Here is a 26,060-nt window from a genome sequence, read left to right as displayed (position 1 = left end):
GGGCGTGGCCGGGGGTCCGGGGGCCGGCCCCCGGGCAGGCACAATCAGCCGGGCCGGCAGGGGTTGTTCTCGCGGTTGAAGGACGCCTTCAACGGACGCTGAGGCGTCGTCCGACAAGGGCCGTACGGGGTGCTCCGGCACCCCGTATGCCGTTGTCCTATGCCGACGCAAGCCCCGATTCGGACTTGTTCGAAGGACGTGACAACATGCGGTCATGTCCTCCGCGCTGACCGATCTCTTCCCCCACCCGATCGTGCAGGCCCCCATGGCGGGCGGTGTCTCCGTCCCGCAGCTCGCCGCCGCCGTCTCCGAGGCCGGCGGCCTCGGCTTCCTCGCCGCCGGTTACAAGACCGCCGACGGGATGTACCGGGAGATCAAGCAGCTGCGGGGGCTCACGAGCCGCCCCTTCGGCGTGAACGTGTTCATGCCGCAGCCCGAGTACGCCGAGTCCGGCGTGGTCGAGGTCTACACCCACCAGCTGGCCGGTGAGGCCGCCTGGTACGAGACCGAACTGGGCGACCCCGACAGCGGACGGGACGACGGCTACGAGGCCAAGCTCGCCGTACTTCTCGACAACCCGGTGCCGGTGGTCTCCTTCCACTTCGGTGTGCCGAGCCGGGAGGTGCTCGACCGGCTGCGCCGGGCCGGCACCGTCACCCTGGTCAGCGCCACCACCGCCGAGGAGGCCCGCGCGGTCGAGCAGGCCGGGGCGGACGCGGTGATCGCACAGGGCGTGGAGGCCGGCGGCCACCAGGGCACCCACCGGGACCTGCAGGAGAACGACGGCTCCGGTATCGGCCTGCTGTCACTGGTCGCACAGGTCCGCGAGGCCGTGAACATTCCGGTCGTCGCCGCCGGCGGCATCATGCGGGGCAGTCAGATCGCCGCCGTCCTCGCGGCGGGCGCGAGCGCGGCCCAGCTGGGCACGGCCTTCCTCGCGACCCCCGAGTCCGGCGCCCACGCCCTGCACAAGCAGGCGTTGGCCAACCCCCTGTTCGCCCGCACCGAGCTGACCCGCGCGTTCTCCGGCCGCCCGGCGCGCGTCCTGGTCAACCGCTTCGTCCGCGAGCACGGCCCGTACGCCCCCGCCGCCTACCCCGAGGTCAACCACCTGACCTCGCCGCTGCGCAAGGCCGCCGCCAAGGCCGGGGACGCGCAGGGCATGTCGCTGTTCGCGGGCCAGGGCCACCGGCTGGCCCGGGAGCTGCCGGCCGGGGAGCTGGTGGAGGTGCTGGCGGCCGAACTCGCCGCCGCCCGGACAGCGTTGTCGGCCGGGGGTGACGGGCGATGACGGCCCCCGTCTTCGTCGTCGAGCACTTCGACGCGGACAGCGGACGCTACGTCCTGGACGGTCCCGAGGGCCGCCATGCGGTCTCGGTCAAGCGGCTGCAGCCCGGTGAGGAGGTCGTCCTCACCGACGGCACCGGCCGCCACGCCGTGTGCGAGGTGATCGGCAGCGAGGGCAAGGACCGGCTGATCGTGCACATGAGCAGCATCTTCGAGGAACCGGCACCCAGCCCCCGCATCACCGTCGTCCAGGCCCTGCCCAAGGGCGACCGGGGCGAAGTCGCCGTCGAGACGATGACGGAGGTCGGTGTCGACGCCATCGTGCCGTGGCAGGCCGCCCGTTGCATCACCCAGTGGAGGGGCGAGCGGGGTCTGAAGGCCCTCGGCAAGTGGCGGGCCACCGCCCGGGAGGCCGGCAAGCAGTCCCGCCGGGTCCGCTTCCCCCGGGTCGCGGACGCGGCGACCACCAAACAGGTGGCCGCACTTCTCGCCGAGGCCGACTTCGCCGCCGTACTGCACTCCGACTTCGAGCACGAGAGCCGGCCGCTGGCCACCGCCGAACTGCCCGCCGAGGGCGAGATCGTGCTGGTCGTCGGCCCCGAGGGCGGCGTCGCACGGGACGAGTTGACGCTCTTCGAGGAGGCCGGGGCGAAGCCGTACGTCCTCGGTCCCACCGTCCTGCGCACCTCCACCGCCGGCACCGCCGCAGCGGCCCTGCTGCTGGGCCGCACCGGCCGCTGGTCCTGACCCACACTCGGGGGACACCGTGGAACTCGCCCAAGTCCGACTGCTGGTCACCGACTTCGCCGCCTGCTACCGCTTCTACGCCCACGTCCTCGGGCTGAAGCCGCAGTCCGGCGCGGCCGAGGGCCCGTACGAGAAGTTCAGCCCGCACGTCGGCTCCGCCGGCATCGCCCTGCAGGACCGGGCGATGATGGCCGAGATCCTGGACGAGCTGGGCGACACCGTCAACGGCCACCGCTCCCTGGTGGTGCTGCGCGTGGACGACCTCGACGCCTACTGCGCCGAGATCACCTCCCGCGGCGCCACCCTGATCCACGGCCCGTCCCACATGACCGACCGCATGCGGGTCGCCCACCTCAAGGACCCGGAGGGCAACCTGGTCGAGCTCCAGGAGTGGCTGCTGCTGCGCGGCTAGATGCTCCGCCGCTCGCGCCCGCGCGGCGGTAGCCGCATGTCCGGTACGGCCCCGCGTCCCTTGGGGGGACCCCGGCTCCCCGAACGGGTGAGTGGCCGTATGCGGCCTTCCCCGGCGGGCGCGCCGGTGGCACTCTGCCCTGCATGGGGGCTTTCAGGTGGGTTCGGTATGGGTCGCACGGGGCGCGGGTCGTGGGTGCGGCGGGGGCCGTCGTCGTGGCCGGTGGGGCCCTGGTGGCCTGCCAGCCGACCGGCCTCGATTCCATGACCGCCGCCTACACCACCGGCAGGACCGCCACGGCCGGGCTGAAGCAGCAGCATGTGGACGTCAGTTGGCTCAGTTGTACCGGTCATGACCGAAGCAACGGGACGGCGGGCACGCTCTCGCCGACCGGGACCGGCGCCGTCTTCGTCGACTGCAAGGGCGAGACCGGTCACCGGCAGAAGATCACCGTCACCGGGAGGGTCACCAAGGTCGTCGACGGGGCGTGCGTGCGCGGGGATCTGACGGCCTGGGTCGGCGGCCGGCAGGTCTTCCACGTGAGTGGCCTCGGTGACTGCAACGCCACACCCGGGCCCACGTACAAGCCGCCCACCTACCGTCCCGGGGGCGGCCGGCCCACCGTGACGGTCACCGTCACCCGGACCCTGTGGTGCAAGGGCGACCCCACCTGCTGGCCCGTCGAGGGCAAGTGAGCGCCGGGGGCGAGCGACCTTCGCGTCAAGAGATCGGAACGCCGGGCGTGGCACGCCGATCGCTGCGTACAGTGACGGGGTGACTCAGGGTGCTTCGACGGGAACCACGGCGTCTTCCGGATATCTCCGATTCCCCCATGTACACGGCGAGTTGGTGACGTTCGTCGCCGAGGACGACGTGTGGCTCGCGCCCCTCGACGGCGGCCGGGCCTGGCGGGTCAGCGCGGACAACCGGCCCGTGAACCGGCCCCGGATATCCCCGGACGGGCGCCGGATCGCCTGGACCTCCACCCGGGACGGCGCTCCCGAGGTGCATGTCGCCCCCGTCGACGGCGGCCCCGCCGAGCGGCTGACGTACTGGGGCAACGGCCGTACCGAGGTGCGCGGCTGGACCTCCGACGGGCGGGTGCTCGCGCTCGGCGCGCAGGGCCGTCCCAGCTTCCGCCACAGCTGGGCGCACGCCGTCCCGCTGGACGGCGGCCCCGCCCGGACCCTGCCGTACGGCCCGGTCGGCGATGTGGCGTTCGGACCGGCCACCGTGCTGCTGTCGGTGACGATGGGCCGCGAGGCGGCGTACTGGAAGCGCTACCGGGGCGGTACGGCGGGCCGGTTGTGGATCGACCGCGCCGCCGAAGGCGACGAGGGGGCAGGGGAGTTCGTACGGCTCCACGAGGAGATCGACGGCAACATCGAGTGCCCGGTCTGGGCCGGAGACCGCATCGCCTTCCTCTGCGACCACGAGGGCACCGGCGCCCTGTACTCCTCCCTCGCCGACGGTTCCGACCTGCGCCGCCACACGCCCCTCGGCCGCTTCTACGCCCGGCACGCCTCCGGCGACGGCACCCGGGTCGTCTACTGCTCGGCCGGAGAGCTGTGGGTGCTGGACGACCTGGAGGGCGCCGAGCCGCGCCGGCTGGACGTGCGCCTCGGCGGGCCCCGGATCGATCTGCGGCCCCGCCCGGTGGACGCCGGCCACTGGTACGGCGCGGCCTCACCCGACCACACCGCGCGCGGCAGCGCCGTGTGCGTACGCGGCGGGGTCCACTGGGTCACCCATCGCTCCGGACCCGCCCGGGCCCTCGCCGCCACCCCGGGCGTGCGCGCCCGGATGCCCCGCACCTTCCGCGCCGACGGCGAGGAGTGGGTGGTGTGGGTGACGGACGCCGAGGGCGACGACGCCCTGGAGTTCGCCCCCGCGACCGGGAACGTGCCCGGCGCCACCCCGCGCCGCCTCGCCGCCGGACAGCTCGGCCGGGTCCTGGAGCTGGCCATGGCCCCCGACGGCAGCCGGGCCGCCGTCGCCGCCCACGACGGCAGGCTGCTGCTCGTGGAGCGGGAGACCGGCGAGGTCCGCGAGGTCGACCGCAGCGAGGACGGCGAGGTCTGCGGCCTCGCCTTCTCGCCCGACTCCGCCTGGCTCGCCTGGGCCCACCCGGGCCCTCGCCCGCTCTCCCAGCTGCGGCTCGCCCACACCACCGACCTGTCGGTCACGGAGGCGACCCCGCTGCGCTTCCAGGACTACGCCCCCGCCTTCACCCTCGACGGCAAACACCTCGCGTTCCTGTCCAACCGCGCCTTCGACCCGGTCTACGACGAGCACGTCTTCGACCTCGCCTTCGTGGTCGGCGCACGCCCGCATCTGATCACCCTGGCCGCCACCACGCCCTCGCCCTTCGGCCCGCAGCGGCACGGCCGCCCCTTCGAGACCCCCGAGAAGGACGAGACCCCGGACAGCGAGGGCACCCCGGCCACCCGTATCGACCTCGAGGGCCTCGCCGACCGCATCGTCCCGTTCCCCGTGGAGGCCGGCCGCTACTCCACCCTGGGCGCCGCCAAGGACGGCGTGCTCTGGCTGCGCCACCCCGTGCACGGCGTCCTCGGCGCCGCCCGCGCCCACCCCGAGGACCCCGAACCGCACGCCGAGCTGGAGCGCTACGACCTCGTCCAGCGGCGCCTGGAGCACCTCGCCTCCGACGCCGACCACTTCGAGGTCAGCGGCGACGGCAAACGCGTCCTGCTGTGGAGCGACGGCCGGCTGCGGGTCGTCCCCAGCGACCGCCGTACCGGCACCGACGACGACGGCGACACCAGCGTCACCGTCGACCTCGCCCGGGTCCGCCAGACCCTCGACCCGGCCGCCGAATGGCGGCAGATGTACGACGAGACCGGCCGCCTCGTGCGCGACCACTTCTGGCGCCCCGACCTGGGCGGCACCGACTGGACGGCCGTACTCGACCGCTACCGCCCGCTGCTCGCCCGCCTGGCCACCCACAGCGACCTGATCGACCTCCTGTGGGAGGTGCAGGGCGAACTGGGCACCTCGCACGCCTATGTCAGCCCCCGCGGCGGCCGGGGCGGCGGTGCCCGGCACGGCCTGCTCGGCGCCGACATCTCCCGCCATCCGGACGGCAGTTGGCGCATCGACCGCATCCTGCCCGCGGAGACCTCCGACCCGGACGCCCGTTCCCCGCTCGCCGCTCCCGGCGTCGCGGTCCGCCCCGGTGACGCGATCATCGCGGTCGCCGGCCACCCGGTCGACCCGGTGACGGGCCCGGGTCCGTTGCTCGTCGGCACGGCGGGTCACCCGGTCGAACTGACCGTCCTCCCGGCGGGCGGCGGCGAACCGCGCCACACGGTCGTCGTCCCCGTCGCCGACGAGGAGCCCCTGCGCTACCACGCCTGGGTCGCAGACCGCCGCGCCCACGTCCACACGGCCTCGGCCGGCCGGCTCGGTTACCTCCACGTCCCCGACATGCAGGCGCCCGGCTGGGCCCAGATCCACCGTGACCTGCGCGTCGAGGTGGCCCGCGAGGGCCTGGTGGTCGACGTCCGCGAGAACCGCGGCGGCCACACCTCCCAGCTCGTGGTCGAGAAGCTGGCCCGTCGCATCGTCGGCTGGGACGTCCCGCGCGGCATGCGCCCCACCAGCTACCCCCTCGACGCCCCGCGCGGCCCGGTCGTCGCCGTCGCCGACGAGTTCTCCGGCTCCGACGGCGACATCGTCAACGCGGCGATCAAGGCCCTCGGCATCGGCCCGGTCGTCGGCACCCGCACCTGGGGCGGCGTCATCGGTATCGACAGCCGCTACCACCTGGTCGACGGCACCCTGGTCACCCAGCCCAAGTACGCGATGTGGCTGGAGGGGCAGGGCTGGGACGTGGAGAACCACGGCGTGGACCCGGACGTGGAGGTCGTACAGCGTCCGCAGGACTGGGCGGCGGGCACGGACGCCCAGCTGGACGCGGCGATCGGGCTCGCGCTGGAGGCACTGCGGGAGCGGCCCGCGAAAACCCCGCCGGGGCTGCCCACCTGAAACGACTACGATGCACCGGTATTGATCACCAGCGTGAGGAGGCACACGCATGGCCGGCGAACCGCAGGACGACTGCCTGTTCTGCAAGATCGTCGCAGGGCACATCCCGGCGACGATCGTCCGCGAGACAGAGACGACCGTCGCCTTCCGGGACATAAACCCCAAGGCGCCGACGCACATCCTGGTGATCCCCAAGGCCCACTACGAAAACGCCGCGGCCCTCGCCGCAGGCGCCCCGGAACTCGCCGCCGACGTCCTGCGCGAGACCCGGGCCGTTGCCGACGAGGACGAACTCGACAGCTACCGGATCGTCTTCAACACCGGCTCCGGCGCCGGCCAGACCGTCTGGCACGCCCACGCCCACGTCCTCGGCGGTCGTGGCCTGGAATGGCCCCCCGGGTAGAACGCCGTGTCCGTACGTGAATTGGTGGTCCTCGGTACCGCCAGCCAGGTGCCGACCCGGCACCGCAACCACAACGGCTATCTGCTGCGGTGGGACGGCGAGGGCATCCTGTTCGACCCCGGCGAGGGCACACAGCGCCAGATGGTGCGCGCCGGTGTCGCCGCCCACGACCTGAACCGGATCTGCGTCACGCACTTCCACGGCGACCACAGTCTCGGCCTCGCCGGCGTGATCCAGCGGATCAACCTCGACCAGGTGCCGCACGAGGTCACCGCACACTACCCGCGCTCCGGGCAGCGTTTCTTCGACCGCCTGCGGTACGCGACGGCCTACCGCGAGACCGTCGGCATCACCGAGGCGCCGGTCGCCGCCGCCGGCATCCTCGCGGTGACCCCGTCGTACACCCTCGAGGCCCGCAGGCTGTCCCACCCGGTGGAGTCCTACGGCTACCGGCTGATCGAGCCCGACGGGCGCCGGATGCTGCCCGACCGGCTCGCCGCGCACGGGATCAAGGGGCCGGACGTCGGCCTGCTCCAGCGCGAGGGGCGGCTCGGGGACGTGCGGCTGGAGGACGTCAGCGAGGTGCGGCGCGGGCAGCGGTTCGCGTTCGTCATGGACACCCGGCTCTGCGACGGCGTGCACGCGCTCGCGCAGGGCTGCGACCTGCTGGTGATCGAGTCCACCTTCCTGGACGAGGACATCGAACTGGCGGTGGAACACGGGCACTTGACCGCCGGACAGGCCGCCGCGGTCGCCCGCGACGCGGGCGTGCGGCACCTCGTGCTCACCCACTTCAGCCAGCGCTACGGCGAGCCGGAGGAGTTCGAGCGGCAGGCGCGGGCGGCCGGGTTCGAGGGCGAGCTGACCGTGGCGTACGACTTGCTGCGAGTGCCGGTTCCGAAACGGCGGTAGAGCGCCCGTACGATGCTTTGATGCCCCTCCCGAAAGCAGAACTGCACCTGCACATCGAAGGCACCCTGGAGCCGGAGCTGGCGTTCGAGCTGGCCGCCCGCAACGGTGTGACCCTGCCGTACGCGGACACGGACGCGCTGCGCGAGGCCTACGCGTTCAAGGATCTCCAGTCCTTCCTGAACCTGTACTACGAGCTGATGGCCGTCCTGCGCACCGAGCAGGACTTCACCGACCTGGCGAACGCCTACCTGGCCCGCGCCGCGGCGCAGGGCGTGCGGCACGCGGAGATCTTCTTCGACCCGCAGGCCCACATCTCCCGGGGGCTGAGCCTCGGCACGGTCGTCGAGGGGCTGTGGCGGGCGCTGGGCGACAGCGAGCGCAACCACGGTGTCTCCACCAAGCTGATCATGTGCTTCCTGCGCGACGAGTCCGCCGACTCGGCGCTGGAGACGCTGACGGCCGCGCAGCCGTATCTGGACCGGATCACCGGGGTCGGCCTGGACTCCGCCGAGGTCGGGCATCCGCCGGCGAAGTTCCGGGAGGTGTACGAGGTGGCGGCCCGGCTCGGGCTGCGCCGGGTCGCGCACGCCGGTGAGGAGGGACCGCCGCAGTACATCACCGAGGCCCTGGACGTGCTCGGCGTGGAGCGCGTGGACCACGGGCTGCGCTGCATGGAGGACCCGGCGCTGGTCGAGCGGCTGGTCCGGGAGCGGATCCCGCTCACCCTGTGCCCGCTGTCCAACGTCCGCCTGCGCGCCGTCGACACGCTCGCCGACCACCCGCTGCCGGCCATGCTCGACGCGGGCCTGATGTGCACGGTCAACTCCGACGACCCGGCCTACTTCGGCGGGTACGCGGGCGACAACTTCGCGGCCGTGCAGCAGACGCTGGGCCTGACCGAGGACCGGCTGCGCGAGCTGGCCCGCAACTCCTTCCGCGCCTCCTTCCTGGAGGACGACGAGGAGCGCCGGGCCCGCTACCTGGCCGAGGTCGACGCGTACGAGTTCGCCGGCGACGCGGTGTCGTAAGCCCGCTGTGCGGGTACGGCAGGCGCCTCCACCGGGAGTTCCACGACCGGCAGGGGGCGCTTTGCCGTGCGCAGCGCGACCGCCGTCATCGGTACGGCGACCAGCAGCAGCCCGGCAGCGAGCAGTTCGCCCATGACCGGGAAGCCCACCCCGGCCGCGAGCACGCTCCCGGCCAGCGGGCCCGCCGCCGTGCCCAGCGAGGACGCGGAGCCGACCAGGACCGCCCAGCGGCCGCGCGGGTCGAGGGAGGCGGCGAGACCGAGGACGTACGACAGCACGATCGGGTAGAGCAGGTTCCAGGAGATCTCGCCGGCCGCGAAGGAGGGCAGGTCCCGGGCCGACGCGCTGAGCGCGATGCAGCCCGCGATCAGTGCCGTACCGCCGCCGATGGGCAGCGCCCGGCCGAGCCGGGGACCGAGTGCGCCGGCGCCCAGCACCCCGAGCAGCCCGGCGCCGAGCGCGACCGCGAAGACCGCGCCGACGGTGACCTCGGTGAGGTGGGCGCGGGCGAGGCCGATCCGCCCGCTGACGCCCCAGAGCGCGTTCTGGGCCAGGGACCAGCAGGGCAGGGCGGCGGCCAGCAGCAGCCCGGCGCGCAGGTGGGGCAGGCGGCCGTGTCCGGTGGCAGGCCTGCGGGCGGGTGCCGTGGGACCGGGCAGCCGGCCGGTGAGCGGCCAGACGGCGAGCGCGGTGAGCGCGAGGGCGGCCGGCGGCAGTCCGTGGCCGGAGCCGAGGTGGGGGATCGTCAGGTACAGGGCGCCGGCGAGGGCCGAGACGCCCAGCAGGCCGAGCGTGGTGACCCGGTGCGGGTCGCGGTGGGCGGCGATACCGCTCGCGGCGACCGCCGTGATCGTGCCCGAGCCGAAGCCGCCGACGACCGTGCCCGCGACGACGGCCGGTACGACCCCGGTGAGGGCGGCACCGCCGTAGCCGAGGAAGGCGAGCGCGAGGCCCGTGCGGGCGAGGGTGCGGGCGCCGAACCGCTCGACCCGGGAGGCCAGCAGGAAGCCCGCCGTCGCCGAACTCAGCAGCAGGGCGCTGCCGATGGCCCCGGCCTGGGTGGCGGTGAGCGGCAGTGCGGAGTCGAGGCGGCCGACGGTGGTCGGCAGCAGATAGGGCGCGAGATACCCGGCCGTGAACAGGGCGACGAGGGGCCAGGGCAGGGGGCGGGGGGCGGACACGGGCGTTCCCGGGGCAGGCGTCGGAGGCGGCTCGGAAGAGCCGCGGAAGAGGGGGGGAGCGACGACCGTCGACGGACAGGAACGCGCGAGCAAGTTGTATCAAGCGGCTGGTGCCGGAAAAAGGCGGGGCCTGGTGATCCGGATCACTCTTTGGTTTACCTGGTGCGGGTTCGGGTAACGGAAATTTCTGATAGGTGTTCTCATATATAGACGTGATTCACAAGAGGAGATGATCGACGTGGGTGGCGACCCTGGTCCGCAGGACGTGGCACGGCGGCTGCGGGAGGGTATGGCGCGGGGCGTGCTGTCCTTCCCGCTCACCGCGTTCCGCGACGACGGCTCCCTCGACCCCGACGGCTTCCGCGCCCACGTCGCCGGCCGGCTCGCCACCGCCCCCGGCGCCGTCTTCCCGGCCTGTGGCACCGGGGAGTTCTTCTCGCTGGACGAGGACGAGTACCGGACGGTGGTCTCCGTCACCGTCGAGGAGGCCGCCATGGGGAGCGTGCCCGTCGTGGCCGGGACCGGGTACGGCTGGGCGCAGGCCGCCCGGTTCGCGCGGATCGCCGAGGAGGCCGGCGCGGACGCCCTGCTCGTGCTGCCCCACTACCTGGTCGAGGCCCCGCAGGACGGCCTCGCCGCCCAGCTGGAGCAGCTCGCCGCCCGCACCCGGCTGCCGATCGTGGCCTACCAGCGCGGCCAAGTCGCCTACGACATCGGCACCTTGCGGCGCATCGCCCGCATCCCGAACGTCATCGGCGTCAAGGACGGACACAGCGACCTCGACCGGCTCCAGCGCCTCACCCTCGCCGCCCCCGACGGCTTCCTCTTCTTCAACGGCGCCGCCACCGCCGAGATCCAGGCCCGCGCGTACGCCACCGTCGGCGTCCCCGCCTACTCCTCCGCCGTGCATGCCTTCGCCCCCGAGATCGCCGACGCCTTCTTCACCGCGCTCCGGGACGGGGACCAGGGGACGCTCGACAAGCTGCTGCGCGAGTTCTACGTTCCCTTCGTCGAACTGCGCGACCGTGTGCCGGGGTACGCCGTGTCCCTGGTGAAGGCGGCCGCCCGGCTCCGGGGAGAGCGCGTCGGGCCCGTGCGCGCCCCGCTCACCGACCCCGCGCCCGCCGACCTCGCCGACCTCAAGGCCCTCCTCACCAGCGGACTCGACCTCGTAGGAGCCTCCCTGTGACCCGTGATCTGACCATCGCCGAGATACGGCTGACCCCGGTCCTGGTCGCCGACGCGCCGCTGCTCAACGTCCAGGGCGTGCACCAGCCGTACACCCCGAGGCTGATCGTCGAGATCGTCACGGCCGACGGGATCACCGGACTCGGCGAGACGTACGGCGACACCCAGTACCTGGAGCCGGCCCGCCGGCTGGCCGAGCAGCTCACCGGGCGGTCGGTCATGGACGTGAACGGAATGTTCGCGCTCGACCTCGGCGTGGACGCCGCGCGGCTCGAGGCAGGGGTCGACGCCGGCGGGCTGCGCGGGCGGCAGAGCGCGGACAAGGTCCGGCTCTCGGTGCTCTCCGCCTTCGAGGTCGCCTGCCTCGACGCCCAGGGCAAGGCGCTCGGACTGCCCGTGCACGCGCTGCTCGGCGGCAAGGTGCGCGACGCGGTCGAGTACAGCGCCTACCTGTTCTACAAGTGGGCCGCGCACCCGGCGGGCGTCGCGGCCGAGCCCGACGACTGGGGCGCCGCCCTCGACCCGGCCGGCGTGGTCGCCCAGGCACGGCAGCTCAAGGAGCGCTACGGCTTCACTTCCTTCAAGCTCAAGGGCGGCGTCTTCCCGCCCGACGAGGAGATCGCGGCCGTACGCGCCCTCGCCGAGGCCTTCCCCGGGCATCCGCTGCGCCTCGATCCCAACGGCGCCTGGTCGGTGGCGACCTCGCTGAAGGTGGCGGAGGAACTCGCGGACGTCCTGGAGTACCTGGAGGACCCGACGCTGGGCACGCCCGCCATGGCCGAGGTGTCCGCCGGCACCCGGGTGCCCCTCGCCACCAACATGTGCGTGACCACCTTCGGTGAGATCCAGGAGGCGTTCACCAGGGACGCCGTCCAGGTGGTGCTCTCCGACCACCACTACTGGGGCGGACTGCGCAACACCCAGCATCTCGCCGCGATCTGCGCGGCCTTCGGGGTCGGGGTGTCCATGCACTCCAACACCCACCTCGGCATCAGCCTCGCCGCGATGACCCAGGTCGCGGCGACGGTCCCGAACCTCCACCACGCGTGCGACTCCCACTACCCCTGGCAGTCCGAGGACGTCCTGAGCGAACGGCCGGTCTTCACCGGCGGCCGGGTCGCGGTGTCCGACGCCCCCGGACTCGGCGTCGCGCTCGACCGGGATGCGCTGGCCCGGCTGCACCGCAGGTGGGCCGAGGACGACGGCGCGCTGCGCGAGCGGGACGACGCCGCGGCGATGCGGGCGGGCGAGCCGGGATGGCGGACGCCGGTGCTGCCTCGCTGGTAAGACCCCTTGTACGGGGCGCTGCCTGGTGCACACTGGCCAGACCCGCACCACGTCAGGGAGCGCACCGTGACCGCCTCGCACGCCCTCACCGGAGAGGAACCGGAACACCTCACCCAGGCAGCGCGCTGCCAGGCCCAGGTCGATCCGCTCGCCGCGCTGCGCGAACCCGGCGATCCGCCGTGGGACGTCTACCTGACGGGCACGGTCTTCCTCGACATCATCTTCACCGGCCTGGACTCGGCGCCCGTGCGCGGCACCGAGTCCTGGGCCCGGGGCATGGGCTCCAGCCCCGGCGGGGTCGCCAACATGGCCACCGCGCTGGCCCGGCTCGGCCTGCGGACCTCCCTCGCGGCGGCCTTCGGCGACGACCACTACGGCGAGTACTGCTGGGACACGCTGGCCCAGGGCGAGGGCATCGACCTGACGCCCTCGCGGACCGTGCCCGGCTGGCACTCACCGGTGACGGTGTCGATGGCGTACGAGGGCGAGCGGACGATGGTCTCGCACGGGCACGAGCCGCCCGCGGAGGAGCCGTCCCGCCCGTCGCCCGCCACCACCCTCAAACGGCGTCCCTCGGGCGTGGAACCCCTTCCGCGCCCGCCCCGCGCGCGTGCCGCCGTCGCCTCCCTCACGCCCGGCACCTGCGCGCCCTGGATCGCGCAGGCCGCCCGCGCGGGCACCCGGATCTTCGCCGACGTCGGCTGGGACGACACCGGGGCGTGGGACATCGCAGGGCTCGCCGACCTGGAGCACTGCGAGGCGTTCCTGCCGAACGCGGAGGAGGCGAAGCGGTACACGGGCGCCGCGTGCCCGCGTGTGGCCGCGCACGCCCTGACCCAGTACGTGCCGGTGGCCGTCGTGACGCTGGGGTCGGAAGGGGCGTACGCGGTGGACCGGCGCACGGGGGAGGCCGCCGAGGTGCCCGCGATCGCGGTGGAGGCGCTGGATCCGACGGGCGCCGGGGACGTGTTCGTCGCGGGGTTCGTGGCCGGCTCCCTGGCCGGGTGGCCGCTGGCGGACCGGCTGGCGTTCGCCGGGCTCACGGCCGCCCTGTCGGTGCAGGAGTTCGGGGGGTCGCTGTCGGCGCCGGGGTGGTCGGAGATCGGGGCGTGGTGGCGGCGCGTGCAGTCCCTGCCGGGTCAGGAGCCGGCGGCGCTCGAGCGGTACGCGTTCCTCGAGGGGCTGGTGCCGCAGGAGCTGGACCGGCCGTGGCCGTTGCGGCGGGCGGTCCCGACCATCGGCTTCCGGCGCTCGGGGTGACGGGGACGGGCAGGTCTGCCGCATGCCGGGCAGGCATGCTGTGCAGGCCTGTGAAAAGCCCTACGGGCTTGTCATCCCACCGTCGTACCCTGGAACCGCGAGGCCGCCCTCAGCCAGGCGGCCGTGACGAGGAGGAAGCGCAGGCCTTCAGCGCCGGCCCATGACACAGACATCCACAGCTCACACCCCCGCGCAGGAGCAGGCGAGAGCGCAGTTCACCGTCCCCGCCCAGCACCCCATGGTGACCGTGCTGGGTTCTGGCGACTCCCTCCTGCGCGTGATCGAGAGGGCCTTCCCGGCGGCCGACATCCACGTCCGGGGCAATGAGATCAGCGCGGTCGGCGACCCCAGCGACGTCGCCCTCATTTCGCGCGTGTTCGACGAGATGATGCTGGTGCTCCGCACCGGGCAGCCGATGACGGAGGACGCAGTGGAACGCTCGATCGCCATGCTCAAGGCGAGCGAGAACGGGACGAGCGACGGCCCGGAGACCCCGGCCCAGGTGCTGACGCAGAACATCCTGTCCTCGCGCGGACGCACGATCCGCCCCAAGACCCTCAACCAGAAGCGGTACGTCGACGCGATCGACAAGCACACGATCGTCTTCGGCATCGGCCCCGCCGGTACCGGCAAGACCTACCTGGCCATGGCCAAGGCCGTGCAGGCCCTGCAGTCCAAGCAGGTCAACCGCATCATCCTCACCCGTCCCGCGGTCGAGGCCGGCGAGCGCCTGGGCTTCCTGCCCGGCACGCTCTACGAGAAGATCGACCCCTACCTGCGCCCGCTCTACGACGCGCTGCACGACATGCTCGACCCGGACTCCATCCCCAGGCTGATGGCCGCCGGGACCATCGAGGTCGCGCCGCTCGCCTACATGCGCGGACGCACGCTCAACGACGCCTTCATCATTCTGGACGAGGCCCAGAACACGAGCCCCGAGCAGATGAAGATGTTCCTCACCCGCCTCGGTTTCGACTCGAAGATCGTCATCACCGGTGACGTGACCCAGGTCGACCTGCCGAACGGCACCAAGTCCGGTCTGCGGCAGGTGCAGGAGATCCTGGAGGGCGTCGAGGACGTCCACTTCTCCCGGCTGTCGTCCCACGATGTCGTCCGGCACAAGCTGGTGGGCCGTATCGTCGACGCGTACGAGATGTACGACAGCAAGCACGGCACCGAGAACGGCACCCACAAGGGCGGCCACGGCAAGCCCGGTGCCAAGGGCTCCAAGGGGAAGTAGACCAGCACGACCATGTCGATCGACGTCAACAACGAATCCGGAACCGAGGTCGACGAGCAGGCGATCCTCGACATCGCCCGCTACGCGCTCGCGCGGATGCGCATCCACCCGCTCTCCGAACTCTCGGTGATCGTCGTGGACGCCGACGCCATGGAGCAGCTGCACATCCAGTGGATGGACCTGCCCGGGCCGACCGATGTCATGTCGTTCCCGATGGACGAGCTGCGCCCGCCGTCCAAGGACGACGACGAGCCGCCGCAGGGGCTGCTCGGCGACATCGTGCTGTGCCCGGAGGTCGCCGCCAAGCAGGGGACGGAAGCCCCGACGCAGCACTCCATGGACGAGGAGCTTCAGCTGCTCACCGTCCACGGGGTGCTGCACCTGCTCGGCTACGACCACGAGGAGCCCGACGAGAAGGCCGAGATGTTCGGGCTCCAGGCCGCCATCGTGGACGGCTGGCGGGCCGAGCAGGGGCTGACCGGCCCCTCGCCGGCACCGACCGTCTCGTAGGCGGGCCGGTCCTGCCATGTCTCCGCAGATCGTGATCGGCGCGATCGCGCTGGTCGTCGTCGCCTGGCTCGCCGCCTGCGCGGAGGCGGGCCTTGCGCGGGTCTCCAGCTTCCGTGCCGAGGAGGCCGTCAAGTCCGGCCGGCGCGGCAGCGCCAGGCTCGCGCAGATCGCCGCCGACCCGACCCGCTATCTGAATGTGGCCCTGCTGGTCCGCGTCGCCTGCGAGATGGCGGCCGCGGCCCTGGTGACCTACGCCTGCCTCGAGGAGTTCACCGCCACCTGGCAGGCGCTGCTGGTCGCCATCGGGGTCATGGTGCTGGTGTCGTACGTCGCCGTCGGCGTCTCCCCGCGCACCATCGGCCGCCAGCATCCCCTCAACACCGCGACCGTGGCGGCGTATGTCCTGCTGCCGCTCGCCCGGATCATGGGCCCGATCCCCTCGCTGCTCATCCTCATCGGTAACGCGCTCACGCCCGGCAAGGGCTTCAGGCGCGGCCCGTTCGCCTCCGAGGCGGAGCTGCGCGCGCTGGTCGACCTCGCCGAGAAGGAGTCGCTGATCGAGGACGAGGAGCGCCGGATGGTGCACTCGGTCTTCGAACTCGGCGACACGCTCGTGCGTGAGGTGATGGTGCCGAGGACCGACCTGGTCACCATCGAGCGCTTCAAGACCATCCGGCAGGCCCTCACCCTCGCCCTGCGCTCCGGGTTCTCCCGGATACCGGTCACCGGCGAGGGCGAGGACGACATCGTCGGGATCGTGTATCTCAAGGACCTGGTCCGCAAGACGCACATCAACCGCGACGCCGAGAGCGACCTGGTGTCGACCGCCATGCGGCCCGCCGTCTTCGTGCCCGACACCAAGAACGCCGGCGACCTGCTGCGCGAGATGCAGAAGGACCGCAACCACGTCGCCGTCGTCATCGACGAGTACGGCGGCACCGCCGGCATCGTCACCATCGAGGACATCCTCGAGGAGATCGTCGGCGAGATCACCGACGAGTACGACCGCGAACTGCCGCCCGTGGAGGACCTGGGCGACGACCGCTACCGGGTCACCGCCCGCCTCGACATCACCGACCTCGGCGAGCTGTACGGCCTGGAGGAGTACGACGACGAGGACGTGGAGACCGTCGGCGGCCTGCTCGCCAAGGCCCTCGGCCGGGTGCCCATCGCGGGTGCGTCCGCCGAGGTCGAACTGCCCGACGAACGCCGCCTGAAGCTGACCGCGGAGGCCGCGGCCGGCCGCCGGAACAAGATCGTCACCGTCCTGGTGGAACCCGCCGAGAAGGAGCGAGCCGAGTGACCCCCAAGGAGCTGCGCGCCTTCTGCCTGTCCTTCAACGCGTCGGTGGAGGACTTCCCGTTCAGCCCGGAGACCTCGGTCTTCCGGGTGCTGGGCAAGATGTTCGCCCTGACGCACCTGGGCGCGCAGCCCCTGACGGTCAACCTCAAGTGCGACCCGGAGGACGCCGTCCGGCTGCGCGGCGAGTACGAGGGCCTGATCGTCCCCGGCTGGCACATGAACAAGCGGCACTGGAACACCGTCACGGTGGACGGCGGTCTGCCGGCGCGGCTGGTCCGGGAGCTGATCGAGGACTCGTACGACCTCGTCGTCGCGGGTCTGCCGAGGGCGGAGCGGCTGCGGCTGGACCGGCCCTGAGGCCGTGGGACCGGCCGTAATTCCCTTGTCGGGGGCGGCCGGTGCGGGGTCGGATGTTCCTATGACCCTCAGATATCCGCGCCCCCTGCGCCCCGGTGACCGTGTCGGTGTGACCTCCCCGTCGAGCGGGGTGGCCGAGGATCTGCGCGGCCGGCTCGACCTGGCGGTGCGCGACCTCGAGGCACGGGGCTACGAGGTGGTCGTCGGCCGGTGCATGGACGGCTCGGGGCACCTGAGCGCCCCGGCCGCCGAACGCGCCGCCGAACTCACCGGCATGCTCACCGATCCCACGATCCGGGCCGTGGTGCCGCCGTGGGGCGGGGAGATGTCCATCGACCTGCTGCCGCTGCTCGACTTCGAGGCGATCGGGCAGGCCGAGCCGACCTGGGTGGTCGGCTACTCGGACATGTCGACCCTGTTGACTCCGCTGACCCTGCTCACCGGTGTCGCGACCGTGCACGGCAACAACCTCATGGAGACCCCGTACCGGACTCCCGAGGGCCTGACGTCCTGGCTGGACATCGTGGCCGCGCCGCAGAAGGAGCCGTTCACCCAGACCCCGCCCGGGCGGTACCGCGCCGCCCGCTGGGACGACTGGGTCCGCAACCCTCGGATCCGTGACCTCACCCTGGACGCCGAGGGCGGCTGGACCCGGCTCGACGGGGACGGGGACGTGGACGTCGAGGGGCGGCTCATCGGCGGGTGCATCGAGACCATCGGCCCGCTCACCGGCAGCCCGTACCTCGACACCTCGCGCTTCGCCGGGGACGAGCCGCTGCTCGTCTACGTCGAGGCGTGCGAGGACAACGCGTTCATCATCGGCCGGCACCTGCACGGCCTGCGCCTCGCCGGGTTCTTCGACCGCGCGGCGGCCGTCCTCGTGGGCCGCACCCACGCCCCCGACAGCAGCACCCTCACCCAGCACGAGGCCGTGCTCGACGCGCTCGGCCCGCTCGGCGTGCCGATCGTCGCCGACGTCGAGTGCGGGCATGTCCCGCCCTACCTTCCGCTGGTCAACGGCGCGCGCGGCCGTGTGGTGCACACGGCCGCGCGCAGCGAGATCGTTCAGACCCTGGACTGACCCCGGCGCAGACCCAGCCCGACGAGGACGGCGGCGACGAGGACGATCGCCGCGTCCAGGGCGAGGACCGTGTGGACGCCGGCCAGCAGGTCGTGGGAGGTGGTGGCCAGCACGCCCAGCAGCGGGATGCCGACCGTGAGGCCGACCTGCTGGGTGGAGGTCACCAGACCGGTGGCCAGGCCCTGCTCCTCGTCCGGGACACCGGAGGTGACGGTCAGGCCGTACGAGACGATCGCGCCCAGGTGGCACATGCTGGCCAGGGACACGGCCGCGGTGGCGAGCCACACCGACCAGACGTGGGAGTTCAGCAGGAGCAGGGTCGCGATCAGCGCGCCCTGGCCGGTCAGCGAGGCGACCAGGGTGCGGCGGGCGCCGAAGCGCCCGATCACCTTCGCCGCGAGCGACCCGGCGACGGCCGACAGCACGCCCTGGACGCCGAAGACCAGGCCCGTCTCGAACGCCGACAGGTGCAGGACGTCCTGGAAGTACAGGGTCAGGACGAAGACCACCGTCGACATCATCGAGAAGGTGACCAGGCCGCCGATGTTGCCCCATGCCACGGTGCGGCGGCGCAGCATCGGCAGCGAGACGAGCGGGGCGGCCGTACGGGACTCGACGACCGTGAACGCGGCCAGCAGGAGCAGCCCGGCGACCAGTGCCGTGATGACGTCGGGGCGGCCGAAGCCGTGGTCGGCGGCCGTGGACAGGGCGTAGATCAGGGAGAGCAGACCGGTGGTGACGGTAACCGCGCCGGGCACGTCCAGGCGCGGGCGCTCAGGGGTGCGCGACTCCGGCAGCAGGCCCGGGGCCGGCGGCAGCACGATCAGCACGAACACCGACAGCAGGGCCATCGTGGAGCGCCAGCCGAACGCGTCCGTCAGCACACCGCCCGCGACCATGCCCACGGTGAAGCCCAGCGACAGCAGCGTGCCGGAGATGCCGAGGGCGCGGTCGCGGGCCGGGCCCTCCGGGAAGGTGGTGGTCAGCAGGGACATGCCGGTCGGTACGATCGCCGCCGCGCCGAGCCCCTGAAGCGCCCGCCCGGCGAGGAAGGACGCCGGGTCCCAGGCCAGGGTCGCCAGCAGCGAGGCCGCGCCGAACAGGGCCAGGCCGGCCAGGAACAGCTTCCGGCGGCCGAACAGGTCGCCGATCCGCCCGAAGAGGAGCAGGAAGCCGCCGGAGGGCAGCGCGAACGCGGTGACCGCCCACTGCAGGGCCGAGCGGCTCATACCGAGGTCGGTGCCGAGTGCGGGCAGGGCCACGTTCAGGACGGAGAAGTCCAGCGCGACCACGAACTGGGCCGCGCACAGCACGAACAGGACGAGCTTGTCACGCGTCGACAACCGGGGCGGCCGGGGACTGTCGAACGGTGTGCCCGTGGAGGTGGTCGGTGGGGTGGTGGTGTCGATCGCCATGTCCCGAGCTTCGGGCAGCCGGAATACCGGTGGGGAGTCGGAACTTATGGTGGTGGTGGCACCACCAGACACGGCGGGGACGTCGGACACGGCGGGGCCGTCGGACACGACGGGGGAGGAGCGGTACGTGCCTGCTGCGGGGGCGACGAAGAGTGAACGGCGCAACGAACTGCGCGAGTTCCTGATGAGCCGGCGGGCCCGGGTCAGCCCCGAGGAGGCCGGACTGCCGGCCGGTGGCGGCCGGCGCCGTACGCCGGGGCTGCGCCGGGAGGAGGTCGCCGTGCTGGCCGGGGTGGGCGCCTCCTGGTACCAGTGGCTGGAGCAGGGGCGGGAGATCTCCGTCTCGCCGTCGGTGCTCGACGCCGTGGCCCGGGTGCTGCGGCTGAGCGACGCCGAGCGCCGGCACCTGTATCTGCTGGCCGAGATGAACCCGCCGACGCCCGAAGTGGTGCCGCAGAAACGGGACATGTGCGACGGACTGCGACGGCTGATCGACACCTGGATGCCGTACCCGGCGCACATCATGGACCTGTACTACAACTGCGTGATGTACAACGACGCGGCCGCGATCGTGCTCGGCATGCGGTCGGACGTCACACAGAACTGCCTCATCGACTTCTTCGTCGACCCGCTGTACCGGTCGCGCAGCCACAGCTGGGAGCGGAACGCGCGCACGGTCGTGGCGCAGTTCCGGGCCGCGTGTGCGGCGCGGCCGGACGACGAGGGGTTCCAGGAGGTGCTCGCCGAGGCGTCGGCGCGCAGCCCCGAGTTCGTCCGGCTGTGGGCCGAGCGGGACATCGAGGACCAGGGGCAGATCCGCAAGGAGCTGGAGCATCCGCTGGCCGGGCTGCTGGTGGTGGAGTCGACGGCGATGAAGGTGCCGGCCCGGCCCGATCTGATGATCGTGCTGCACACTCCGCTGGACGAGGCGAACACCGCCGAGAAGCTGGAGTGGCTGGCCTCTCCGGAGGGACGGCGGGGCGCGATGTACCCCGTGGCGGGGTGACGTGGCCCGGTCTTCGTATGCTCGGGGCATGACCGAGACCAACGCGCTTGACCCCGAGGACCGCAAGATCGTCACCCTGGCCCGTTCCGCGCGGGCCCGCAACGGTGTGCCCGAGGGTGCGGCCGTACGGGACGAGACGGGGCGTACGTATGTCGCCGGGACGGTGGAGCTGGCCTCGCTCAGGCTGAGCGCGCTGCGGACGGCTGTCGCGATGGCCGTGGCGTCCGGTGCCACGTCGCTGGAGGCGGCGGCCGTCGTGAGCGAGGCGGAGTCCGTGTCGGCGCAGGACCTCGACGCCGTGTCCGACCTCGGCGGACCCCGAACGCCGGTCCTGCTCGCCGGGCTGGACGGCGAGGTCCGGCGCACCGTCTCCGCGGGCTGAACTCCCGTTGTCCAGCCGACCGGAAGGTCGGCTGGAATTCAACCTTGTTCGGTTCCTGCCCTTGCGCATCAATGGAGCCGTACCTTCCCGACGGACCGTCAGATCCGCACCGCCGTGCAGTGTGCCCGCACCCGCCTGCTCGGGCCTCTTCGTCCGTCGGCCCCCCACATGGCACTCCCCACCAGGGAAGGGAAGCGGATCCCCATGAGAGGCAAGCGCACGGCAATGGGTGCGGCACTGGCCGCCGGGGCCCTCGCGGTCACCGGTCTCGCCTTCGCACCCTCCGCGGCCGCCGTCACCCCACAGTCGGCGACCATCACCGCGAGCTGCGGCATCTTCGGCGGCGGTTCGGCCACGCTCACCGCCACCCAGAGCGGCACCTCGGCCACCATCACCCTCACCTCCTCCGCCATCACCGCGCCGGTCGCGGTGGCGCAGGACTCCATCAGCTCCACCCTCACCATGGCCAAGGCCGGCGGCGGTTCGGTCGTCTTCAGCGGCACCAAGAACCCCGCCATGAACGCCGGCGACTCGGTCAGCGTCGGCCCGCTCCCCGGTACCGTCGCCTCCGGTGACAGCCTGGACGCCAATGGCGGCTCGCTCAAGATGGTGATCTTCGGGGTCACCGTGACCTGTACGGCGACCGGCCCGCAGTCGCCCGGCCCCTTCGTCTTCGACTGAGCCCGCCGGCGCCCGTGAACTGAGCGATCTGTTCCGGTTCGGTCCGGTAGAACCATGGATGCCGCAGAAACTGATGATCCGTCAGATTTCTGCGGCATCTCCATTGACTTCTCACCTCCGCTCCACATCAATGCCCCCTGTCGGCGCAGTCGAGCCGCTGCGCCCGCAACCCTCAGGAGGGGGCCCCATGGGTGCCACACCCCCAAGATCACGAAGATCCCCACGGTGGCGCTGGATCTCACTGTTCGGGGCGACCGCGCTCGCGGTCACCGCAGGCGGTGCGCTGGCCTGTCCGGCCGGTGCCGCCGGCACGAACGTGGACTTCGCCACGCACTGCATCCCGCCCGCCGTCGCGGGCCTGCCGCCGATCGACGGCAACACCACCGCCAGTGTCTCGGTGGACAACACCAGTCCCAAGGTCGGCGACACCGTCACCGTCACGTACACCGTGGTGACGGCCGCCGCCGCCAACCCCACCGATCTCGCGCTGCCGGCCGACATCATGACCCCGACCGGCAAGGTGACCCTCGGCGGCGCACAGACCGGTGACGTCACCGTCGCGGGCCCCAAGAAGAACCCGCCGGTGCCGGGCAAGGCGGCCTTCCCGTCCTTCTCCATGACCGGCACGTTCACCGTCACCAAGCCCGGGCGGATCACCCTCTCGCCCGGCGACTACAACATCCACACCAGCTACATCCTCGAGCTGGACACCCCCTGCACGGTCACCAACCCGCCCGCCCCGGTCTCCGAGACCGTCACGGCGAGCGACGGCACCCCGGCCAACACCCGGTCGATCTCGCTGGGTTCGGCCTCCGGCGACCCGGGCGCCAGTGTCACCGTCAGCGGCAGCAACTTCACGCCGGGCGCGACCGTCACGCTGGCCGGACGGGCCGGGGACACCCAGACCGGGGACACGGCGACCGTGACGGCGGGCGCCCAGGGCTCCTTCAGCGGCTCCCTCGTCGTCAACGACAGGACGACCACCGGGATCGTGGCCTACGAGGGCGGCGGCTGGAGCGCGGACAAGGGCGCGGGCCCGGCGGCCTACGTCGTCAACGACACCACACCCGTCCCGCCCGGCAGCCAGAAGCTGACGACCACGGTCAAGGCGGGCACGCTGTCCATGTCCCAGGCCGGGGACTCCGTCGTGCTGTCGTCGGTCGACTTCGGCCAGGGCGGCGCCTCGACCGGCAAGCTCCAGACGGTGACCGTCAAGGACTTCCGCGGCGGGCCCGCCGGCTGGTCCCTGACCGGCAAGGTCACCGACCTCACCGGTCCCGGCGCCAAGATCGACGCAGGCAGGCTCGACTGGACACCTGCCTGTGCGACCAAGGCGGGCAGCCCCAGCACCTGCAAGGCCGGTTCGGCGGGCCCGGTGGGCGGCTCGGGAGCGACCCTCGCGTCGACACCCGACGGCACGTTCACCGGCGGCGAGTTCACGGTCGACGCCGGGCTCTCCCTGGACGTACCGGCGTTCACGCCTCCGGGCTCGTACTCCGGTGTGCTCACGCTGACGCTCACCTGAGCAAGCGGGCGTCCGCACCCGCCCGTCCGCACCCGCCCGTCCGCACCCGCCCGTCCCCTGTCCCTCGTCCGTGCCCGTCCGTGGGGGTCCGCACCCATGCGCAAGCTGTACGTCCTCCTCCTGGGCCTGCTGCTGACCGGGCAGGCCGCACCCGCGCGCGCCGCCGACAACGGCAGCTGGTCCGTCTATCCGGTCGCCTCGAAGGTCGCCGCGCGCCCGTACTTCTACCTCTCGGCCGACCCCGGCCAGACCCTCACCGACAAGGTCGCCGTCGCCAACAAGACCGGCAGCCCGCTCACCTTCCGCCTCTACGCGGCCGACGCCTACAACACCGCCCGCGACGGTGGGTTCGCCGTACGCGGCCCGACGGAACGGATGCGTGGGGTGGGCGCCTGGGCGAGGCCCGCGCAGTCCCGGATCACCGTGCCCGCGCACCGGACCGTCACCGTGCCGTTCACCCTGCATGTGCCGGACGGCGCCGGACCGGGCGACCACCCGGGTGCCCTCGTCGCCCTGGACGAGCGGGTGGACCCGGGCAGCGGAGCACTCGCCCTCGGAGTGCAGCGGGCCGTCGGCGCCCGCGTCTACCTCCGGGTCAGCGGCCCCACGCTCCCGGCCGTGTCCGTCGAGCACGTGCGGATCGACCACCACCAGCCGCTGATCCCCGGCCTCGGCGCCGGCACGGCCACCATCTCCTACACCCTGCGCAACACCGGCAACGTCACCGTCGACCCTAAGGTGCAACTGCGGGCGCGCGGGCTGTTCGGCCGCACCCTGCTCGACCGCATCCTGACCCGGGTCCCCTCCGAGCTGCTGCCGGGGCAGGCGGTACGGCTCACCGAACCCTGGTCCGGGGCACCCCAGCTCGACTGGGGCGACGTGACGTTGACCGTGAGCGCACCGGGCACCCGGCAGTCGGCGAGCGCCGCCTTCCTGGCGCTGCCGTGGCTCCTCGCCGCGATCGTGTTCGCGGCCGGCGCGGGATGCGGGGCGCTGCTGGTCAGAGCGCGTCGGGGCCGCGCTCGCCGGTCCGTACCCGTACGACCGTCTCCACGGGCACGGACCACACCTTCCCGTCCCCGATCTTCCCCGTCCGCGCGGCCCTGACCACCGCGTCGATCACCGCGTCGGCGTCCGCGTCCTCGACGACGACCTCGATACGCACCTTCGGCGCCAGGTCGACCCGGTACTCGGCCCCCCGGTACACCTCGGTGTGACCACGCTGGCGGCCGTAGCCGCTGGCCTCCGTCACGGTCAGACCGTGCACGCCCAGCTCCTGCAGTGCGGTCTTGACCTCGTCGAGGCGGTACGGCTTGACGACGGCGGTGATGAGCTTCATGCCTGGTGCTCGGCCTTCTGCACGGAGTGGACGACGGACGCGCTGACCGGGGCGCCGTGGCCCAGGACGCCGTGATCGTATGCCGTCTCGGCATGCACCGTAAGGTCCAGGCCGGTGTGCTCCTGCTCCTCGCTCGCCCTGAGGCCCATCGCCGTGTCGAGCAGCTTGCCGAGGCCGTACGTCACCGCGAAGGTGTACGACGCGACGACCACCACGGCGAGGAGCTGCTTGGCCGGCGGGGCGAGCCCGCCGCCGTAGAACAGGCCCTCGGTGCCGCCGGTCATCGCCTTCTCGGCGAACAGGCCGATCAGCAGGGTGCCGATGATGCCGCCGACCAGGTGGACGCCGACGACGTCGAGGGAGTCGTCGTAGTTCAGCTTGAACTTCCAGCTCACCGCGTACGAGCAGACGACACCGGCGGCGAGGCCGACGACAAGGGCGCCGAGCAGGGAGACCGTGCCGCAGGACGGCGTGATCGCGACGAGACCGGCCACCGCGCCGGAGGCGGCGCCGAGGGTGGTGGCGTGCCCGTCCCTCTTCTGTTCGACGAAGAGCCAGCCGAGCAGACCCGTGCAGCCGGCCGCCAGGGTGTTGAGGAAGGCCGCTGCCGCAAGGCCGTTCGCGCCGAGCGCGCTGCCCGCGTTGAAGCCGAACCAGCCGAACCAGAGCAGGCCGGCGCCGAGGATCACCATGGGGAGGTTGTGCGGCCGCATGGCGTCCTTCTTGAACCCGAGCCGGGGCCCGAGGACCAGGCACAGGGCGAGTCCGGAGGCACCGGAGGTGATCTCCACGGGCAGACCGCCCGCGAAGTCGAGCGCGCCGAGTTCGGTCGCGATCCAGCCACCGGGGCCCCAGACCCAGTGGGCGACGGGGACGTATACGACGAGGGTCCAGAGGGGGACGAACACCAGCCACGCCGAGAACTTCGTGCGGTCGGCCACCGCGCCGCTGACCAGGGCGGCCGTGATGATCGCGAAGGTCAGCTGGAAGGTGGCGAACAGCAGGGTCGGGACCGTGCCGTGGACGCTCGCCGGGCCGAGGCCGCGCATACCGGCGTGGTCGAGCCCGCCGATGAGCCCGCCGCCGATGTCGTCCCCGAAGGCCAGGGAGTAGCCGGCGGCCAGCCAGACCACGGTGACCAGGGCGATCGACACGAAGCTCATCATCAGCATGTTGAGGACGCTCTTGGTGCGGACCATGCCGCCGTAGAACAGGGCCAGACCCGGTGTCATCAGCAGGACGAGGGCGGTCGCGGCGAGCAGCCAGGCGGTGTCGCCGGTGTTCACGTGGGGCGCGGCGGCGAGGGTCACGGGCGTCTCCAACGGATGGGGGCTGCGTCAGAGAGTCACCGGTGTGCGTTTCCGGTCGCGTACGGCTGTGTTTCCGTCACGTTTCGTTACGTGCGGGTTTCCGCAGGCTCACGAGGAGGGGGCGTGGTGACCCGGGGGCGGGGCGGTGTGCACCGGTGGGGCCTCACTGGTGCAGCGCGGGCCTGTGGATCAGGGAGAA

At 72.5% G+C, this 26,060-nt stretch carries 25 protein-coding genes; 21 read left to right on the top strand and 4 right to left on the bottom strand.

All coding sequences use genetic code 11. From position 1 onward, the window contains the following. The first annotated feature begins 214 nt into the window (after window positions 1–214). The 8 genes from GQF42_RS15870 to GQF42_RS15835 all read left to right on the top strand — a co-directional run bounded on the left by GQF42_RS15870 (window position 215) and on the right by GQF42_RS15835 (window position 8,797). Entirely contained in the window at window positions 215–1,291 is a 1,077-nt protein-coding gene (locus tag GQF42_RS15870; RefSeq protein ID WP_158920403.1) for a nitronate monooxygenase, read from the top strand. Next, window positions 1,288–2,034, top strand: coding sequence for a 16S rRNA (uracil(1498)-N(3))-methyltransferase (locus GQF42_RS15865; RefSeq protein ID WP_158920401.1), 747 nt, complete (start codon window positions 1,288–1,290; stop codon window positions 2,032–2,034). Before GQF42_RS15870 ends, GQF42_RS15865 begins: the two co-directional genes overlap by 4 nt. 19 nt (window positions 2,035–2,053) lie before the next feature. Further along, window positions 2,054–2,446 (top strand): VOC family protein, encoded by a 393-nt coding sequence (locus GQF42_RS15860; RefSeq protein WP_158920399.1) that lies wholly within the window; start codon window positions 2,054–2,056, stop codon window positions 2,444–2,446. 143 nt (window positions 2,447–2,589) lie between these two features. Continuing rightward, window positions 2,590–3,141 (top strand): hypothetical protein, encoded by a 552-nt coding sequence (locus tag GQF42_RS15855; RefSeq protein WP_158920397.1) that lies wholly within the window; start codon window positions 2,590–2,592, stop codon window positions 3,139–3,141. Between the two features lie 151 nt (window positions 3,142–3,292). After that, the gene (locus tag GQF42_RS15850; protein WP_233273358.1) at window positions 3,293–6,454 is read left to right on the top strand and encodes a S41 family peptidase; all 3,162 of its coding nucleotides are present in this window, start codon (window positions 3,293–3,295) and stop codon (window positions 6,452–6,454) included. Between the two features lie 49 nt (window positions 6,455–6,503). Continuing rightward, on the top strand, window positions 6,504–6,857 hold the full coding sequence (locus tag GQF42_RS15845) for a histidine triad nucleotide-binding protein (RefSeq protein ID WP_158920393.1): 354 nt from the start codon (window positions 6,504–6,506) through the stop codon (window positions 6,855–6,857). 6 nt (window positions 6,858–6,863) lie between these two features. Beyond that, window positions 6,864–7,769, top strand: coding sequence for a ribonuclease Z (locus GQF42_RS15840; protein ID WP_158920391.1), 906 nt, complete (start codon window positions 6,864–6,866; stop codon window positions 7,767–7,769). A gap of 20 nt (window positions 7,770–7,789) precedes the next feature. Beyond that, a complete protein-coding gene (locus GQF42_RS15835; protein ID WP_158920389.1) occupies window positions 7,790–8,797 on the top strand; it encodes an adenosine deaminase in 1,008 nt (335 codons plus the stop codon). Here the strand turns inward: GQF42_RS15835 and GQF42_RS15830 are convergent. Further along, the gene (locus tag GQF42_RS15830; protein ID WP_158920387.1) at window positions 8,746–9,978 is read right to left on the bottom strand and encodes an MFS transporter; all 1,233 of its coding nucleotides are present in this window, start codon (window positions 9,976–9,978) and stop codon (window positions 8,746–8,748) included. The genes GQF42_RS15835 and GQF42_RS15830 overlap by 52 nt on opposite strands. A gap of 229 nt (window positions 9,979–10,207) precedes the next feature. On the opposite strand from GQF42_RS15830, the gene GQF42_RS15825 reads away from it, so the two are divergent. The 8 genes from GQF42_RS15825 (at window position 10,208) to GQF42_RS15790 (ending at window position 18,203) form a co-directional block, all read left to right on the top strand. Continuing rightward, window positions 10,208–11,167 (top strand): 5-dehydro-4-deoxyglucarate dehydratase, encoded by a 960-nt coding sequence (locus GQF42_RS15825; protein WP_158920385.1) that lies wholly within the window; start codon window positions 10,208–10,210, stop codon window positions 11,165–11,167. Next, the gene (locus tag GQF42_RS15820; RefSeq protein ID WP_158920383.1) at window positions 11,164–12,453 is read left to right on the top strand and encodes a glucarate dehydratase family protein; all 1,290 of its coding nucleotides are present in this window, start codon (window positions 11,164–11,166) and stop codon (window positions 12,451–12,453) included. The genes GQF42_RS15825 and GQF42_RS15820 overlap by 4 nt, the downstream gene beginning before the upstream one ends. 66 nt (window positions 12,454–12,519) lie before the next feature. Next, window positions 12,520–13,713: a carbohydrate kinase family protein gene (locus GQF42_RS15815; RefSeq protein WP_158920381.1), complete on the top strand. Its 1,194-nt coding sequence runs from the start codon at window positions 12,520–12,522 to the stop codon at window positions 13,711–13,713. A 160-nt stretch (window positions 13,714–13,873) separates the two neighbouring features. Then, complete coding sequence (locus GQF42_RS15810; protein ID WP_158920379.1) at window positions 13,874–14,953, top strand: PhoH family protein; 1,080 nt, start codon at window positions 13,874–13,876, stop codon at window positions 14,951–14,953. Between the two features lie 12 nt (window positions 14,954–14,965). After that, a complete protein-coding gene (gene ybeY, locus GQF42_RS15805) occupies window positions 14,966–15,463 on the top strand; it encodes an rRNA maturation RNase YbeY (protein ID WP_158920377.1) in 498 nt (165 codons plus the stop codon). Between the two features lie 16 nt (window positions 15,464–15,479). Continuing rightward, window positions 15,480–16,766: a hemolysin family protein gene (locus GQF42_RS15800; RefSeq protein ID WP_158920375.1), complete on the top strand. Its 1,287-nt coding sequence runs from the start codon at window positions 15,480–15,482 to the stop codon at window positions 16,764–16,766. Continuing rightward, window positions 16,763–17,122, top strand: a complete 360-nt coding sequence (locus tag GQF42_RS15795; RefSeq protein WP_158920373.1) for an MmcQ/YjbR family DNA-binding protein — start codon at window positions 16,763–16,765, stop codon at window positions 17,120–17,122. Before GQF42_RS15800 ends, GQF42_RS15795 begins: the two co-directional genes overlap by 4 nt. Window positions 17,123–17,183: 61 nt before the next feature. Next, complete coding sequence (locus GQF42_RS15790) at window positions 17,184–18,203, top strand: S66 family peptidase (RefSeq protein ID WP_158920371.1); 1,020 nt, start codon at window positions 17,184–17,186, stop codon at window positions 18,201–18,203. On the opposite strand, the gene GQF42_RS15785 is transcribed toward GQF42_RS15790, so the two are convergent. Further along, the gene (locus GQF42_RS15785; RefSeq protein WP_158920369.1) at window positions 18,188–19,618 is read right to left on the bottom strand and encodes an MFS transporter; all 1,431 of its coding nucleotides are present in this window, start codon (window positions 19,616–19,618) and stop codon (window positions 18,188–18,190) included. The genes GQF42_RS15790 and GQF42_RS15785 overlap by 16 nt on opposite strands. 184 nt (window positions 19,619–19,802) lie before the next feature. Here GQF42_RS15785 and GQF42_RS15780 point away from each other — a divergent pair, with 184 nt between their 5' ends. From GQF42_RS15780 to GQF42_RS15760, 5 genes are all read left to right on the top strand, one after another. Continuing rightward, the gene (locus tag GQF42_RS15780; RefSeq protein ID WP_233273768.1) at window positions 19,803–20,624 is read left to right on the top strand and encodes a helix-turn-helix transcriptional regulator; all 822 of its coding nucleotides are present in this window, start codon (window positions 19,803–19,805) and stop codon (window positions 20,622–20,624) included. A 28-nt stretch (window positions 20,625–20,652) separates the two neighbouring features. After that, window positions 20,653–21,006, top strand: coding sequence for a cytidine deaminase (locus GQF42_RS15775; protein ID WP_158920365.1), 354 nt, complete (start codon window positions 20,653–20,655; stop codon window positions 21,004–21,006). 204 nt (window positions 21,007–21,210) lie between these two features. After that, window positions 21,211–21,687, top strand: a complete 477-nt coding sequence (locus tag GQF42_RS15770) for a hypothetical protein (protein ID WP_158920363.1) — start codon at window positions 21,211–21,213, stop codon at window positions 21,685–21,687. Between the two features lie 187 nt (window positions 21,688–21,874). Continuing rightward, window positions 21,875–23,212: a WxL domain-containing protein gene (locus GQF42_RS15765; RefSeq protein ID WP_199272697.1), complete on the top strand. Its 1,338-nt coding sequence runs from the start codon at window positions 21,875–21,877 to the stop codon at window positions 23,210–23,212. 96 nt (window positions 23,213–23,308) lie between these two features. Further along, window positions 23,309–24,319 carry a WxL protein peptidoglycan domain-containing protein gene (locus GQF42_RS15760; RefSeq protein ID WP_158920361.1) on the top strand — a complete coding sequence of 337 codons (1,011 nt, stop codon included), beginning with the start codon at window positions 23,309–23,311 and terminating at the stop codon, window positions 24,317–24,319. Here the strand turns inward: GQF42_RS15760 and GQF42_RS15755 are convergent. Together GQF42_RS15755 and GQF42_RS15750 are read right to left on the bottom strand one after the other, a co-directional pair. Then, window positions 24,213–24,551: a P-II family nitrogen regulator gene (locus GQF42_RS15755; protein WP_158920359.1), complete on the bottom strand. Its 339-nt coding sequence runs from the start codon at window positions 24,549–24,551 to the stop codon at window positions 24,213–24,215. The genes GQF42_RS15760 and GQF42_RS15755 overlap by 107 nt on opposite strands. Beyond that, complete coding sequence (locus GQF42_RS15750) at window positions 24,548–25,861, bottom strand: ammonium transporter (RefSeq protein ID WP_158920358.1); 1,314 nt, start codon at window positions 25,859–25,861, stop codon at window positions 24,548–24,550. The genes GQF42_RS15755 and GQF42_RS15750 overlap by 4 nt, the downstream gene beginning before the upstream one ends. Window positions 25,862–26,060 lie beyond the last annotated feature (199 nt).

It is taken from the genome of Streptomyces broussonetiae, assembly GCF_009796285.1.
In the GTDB taxonomy this organism is placed as follows: domain Bacteria; phylum Actinomycetota; class Actinomycetes; order Streptomycetales; family Streptomycetaceae; genus Streptomyces; species Streptomyces broussonetiae.
The sequence above is the reverse complement of the archived record's forward strand: the minus strand, read 5'-3'. Positions and strand labels throughout refer to the sequence as shown.

Bases quoted from the DNA above. Each gene is read 5' to 3' on its own strand.
- GQF42_RS15870 (WP_158920403.1), top strand. From the start codon at position 215: ATGTCCTCCGCGCTGACCGATCTCTTCCCCCACCCGATCGTGCAGGCC.
- GQF42_RS15865 (WP_158920401.1), top strand. From the start codon at position 1,288: ATGACGGCCCCCGTCTTCGTCGTCGAGCACTTCGACGCGGACAGCGGA.
- GQF42_RS15855 (WP_158920397.1), top strand. From the start codon at position 2,590: ATGGGGGCTTTCAGGTGGGTTCGGTATGGGTCGCACGGGGCGCGGGTC.
- GQF42_RS15845 (WP_158920393.1), top strand. From the start codon at position 6,504: ATGGCCGGCGAACCGCAGGACGACTGCCTGTTCTGCAAGATCGTCGCA.
- GQF42_RS15835 (WP_158920389.1), top strand. From the start codon at position 7,790: ATGCCCCTCCCGAAAGCAGAACTGCACCTGCACATCGAAGGCACCCTG.
- GQF42_RS15825 (WP_158920385.1), top strand. From the start codon at position 10,208: ATGATCGACGTGGGTGGCGACCCTGGTCCGCAGGACGTGGCACGGCGG.
- GQF42_RS15810 (WP_158920379.1), top strand. From the start codon at position 13,874: ATGACACAGACATCCACAGCTCACACCCCCGCGCAGGAGCAGGCGAGA.
- ybeY (WP_158920377.1), top strand. From the start codon at position 14,966: ATGTCGATCGACGTCAACAACGAATCCGGAACCGAGGTCGACGAGCAG.
- GQF42_RS15800 (WP_158920375.1), top strand. From the start codon at position 15,480: ATGTCTCCGCAGATCGTGATCGGCGCGATCGCGCTGGTCGTCGTCGCC.
- GQF42_RS15790 (WP_158920371.1), top strand. From the start codon at position 17,184: ATGACCCTCAGATATCCGCGCCCCCTGCGCCCCGGTGACCGTGTCGGT.
- GQF42_RS15785 (WP_158920369.1), bottom strand. From the start codon at position 19,618: ATGGCGATCGACACCACCACCCCACCGACCACCTCCACGGGCACACCG.
- GQF42_RS15780 (WP_233273768.1), top strand. From the start codon at position 19,803: ATGAGCCGGCGGGCCCGGGTCAGCCCCGAGGAGGCCGGACTGCCGGCC.
- GQF42_RS15775 (WP_158920365.1), top strand. From the start codon at position 20,653: ATGACCGAGACCAACGCGCTTGACCCCGAGGACCGCAAGATCGTCACC.
- GQF42_RS15770 (WP_158920363.1), top strand. From the start codon at position 21,211: ATGAGAGGCAAGCGCACGGCAATGGGTGCGGCACTGGCCGCCGGGGCC.
- GQF42_RS15765 (WP_199272697.1), top strand. From the start codon at position 21,875: ATGGGTGCCACACCCCCAAGATCACGAAGATCCCCACGGTGGCGCTGG.
- GQF42_RS15760 (WP_158920361.1), top strand. From the start codon at position 23,309: ATGCGCAAGCTGTACGTCCTCCTCCTGGGCCTGCTGCTGACCGGGCAG.
- GQF42_RS15755 (WP_158920359.1), bottom strand. From the start codon at position 24,551: ATGAAGCTCATCACCGCCGTCGTCAAGCCGTACCGCCTCGACGAGGTC.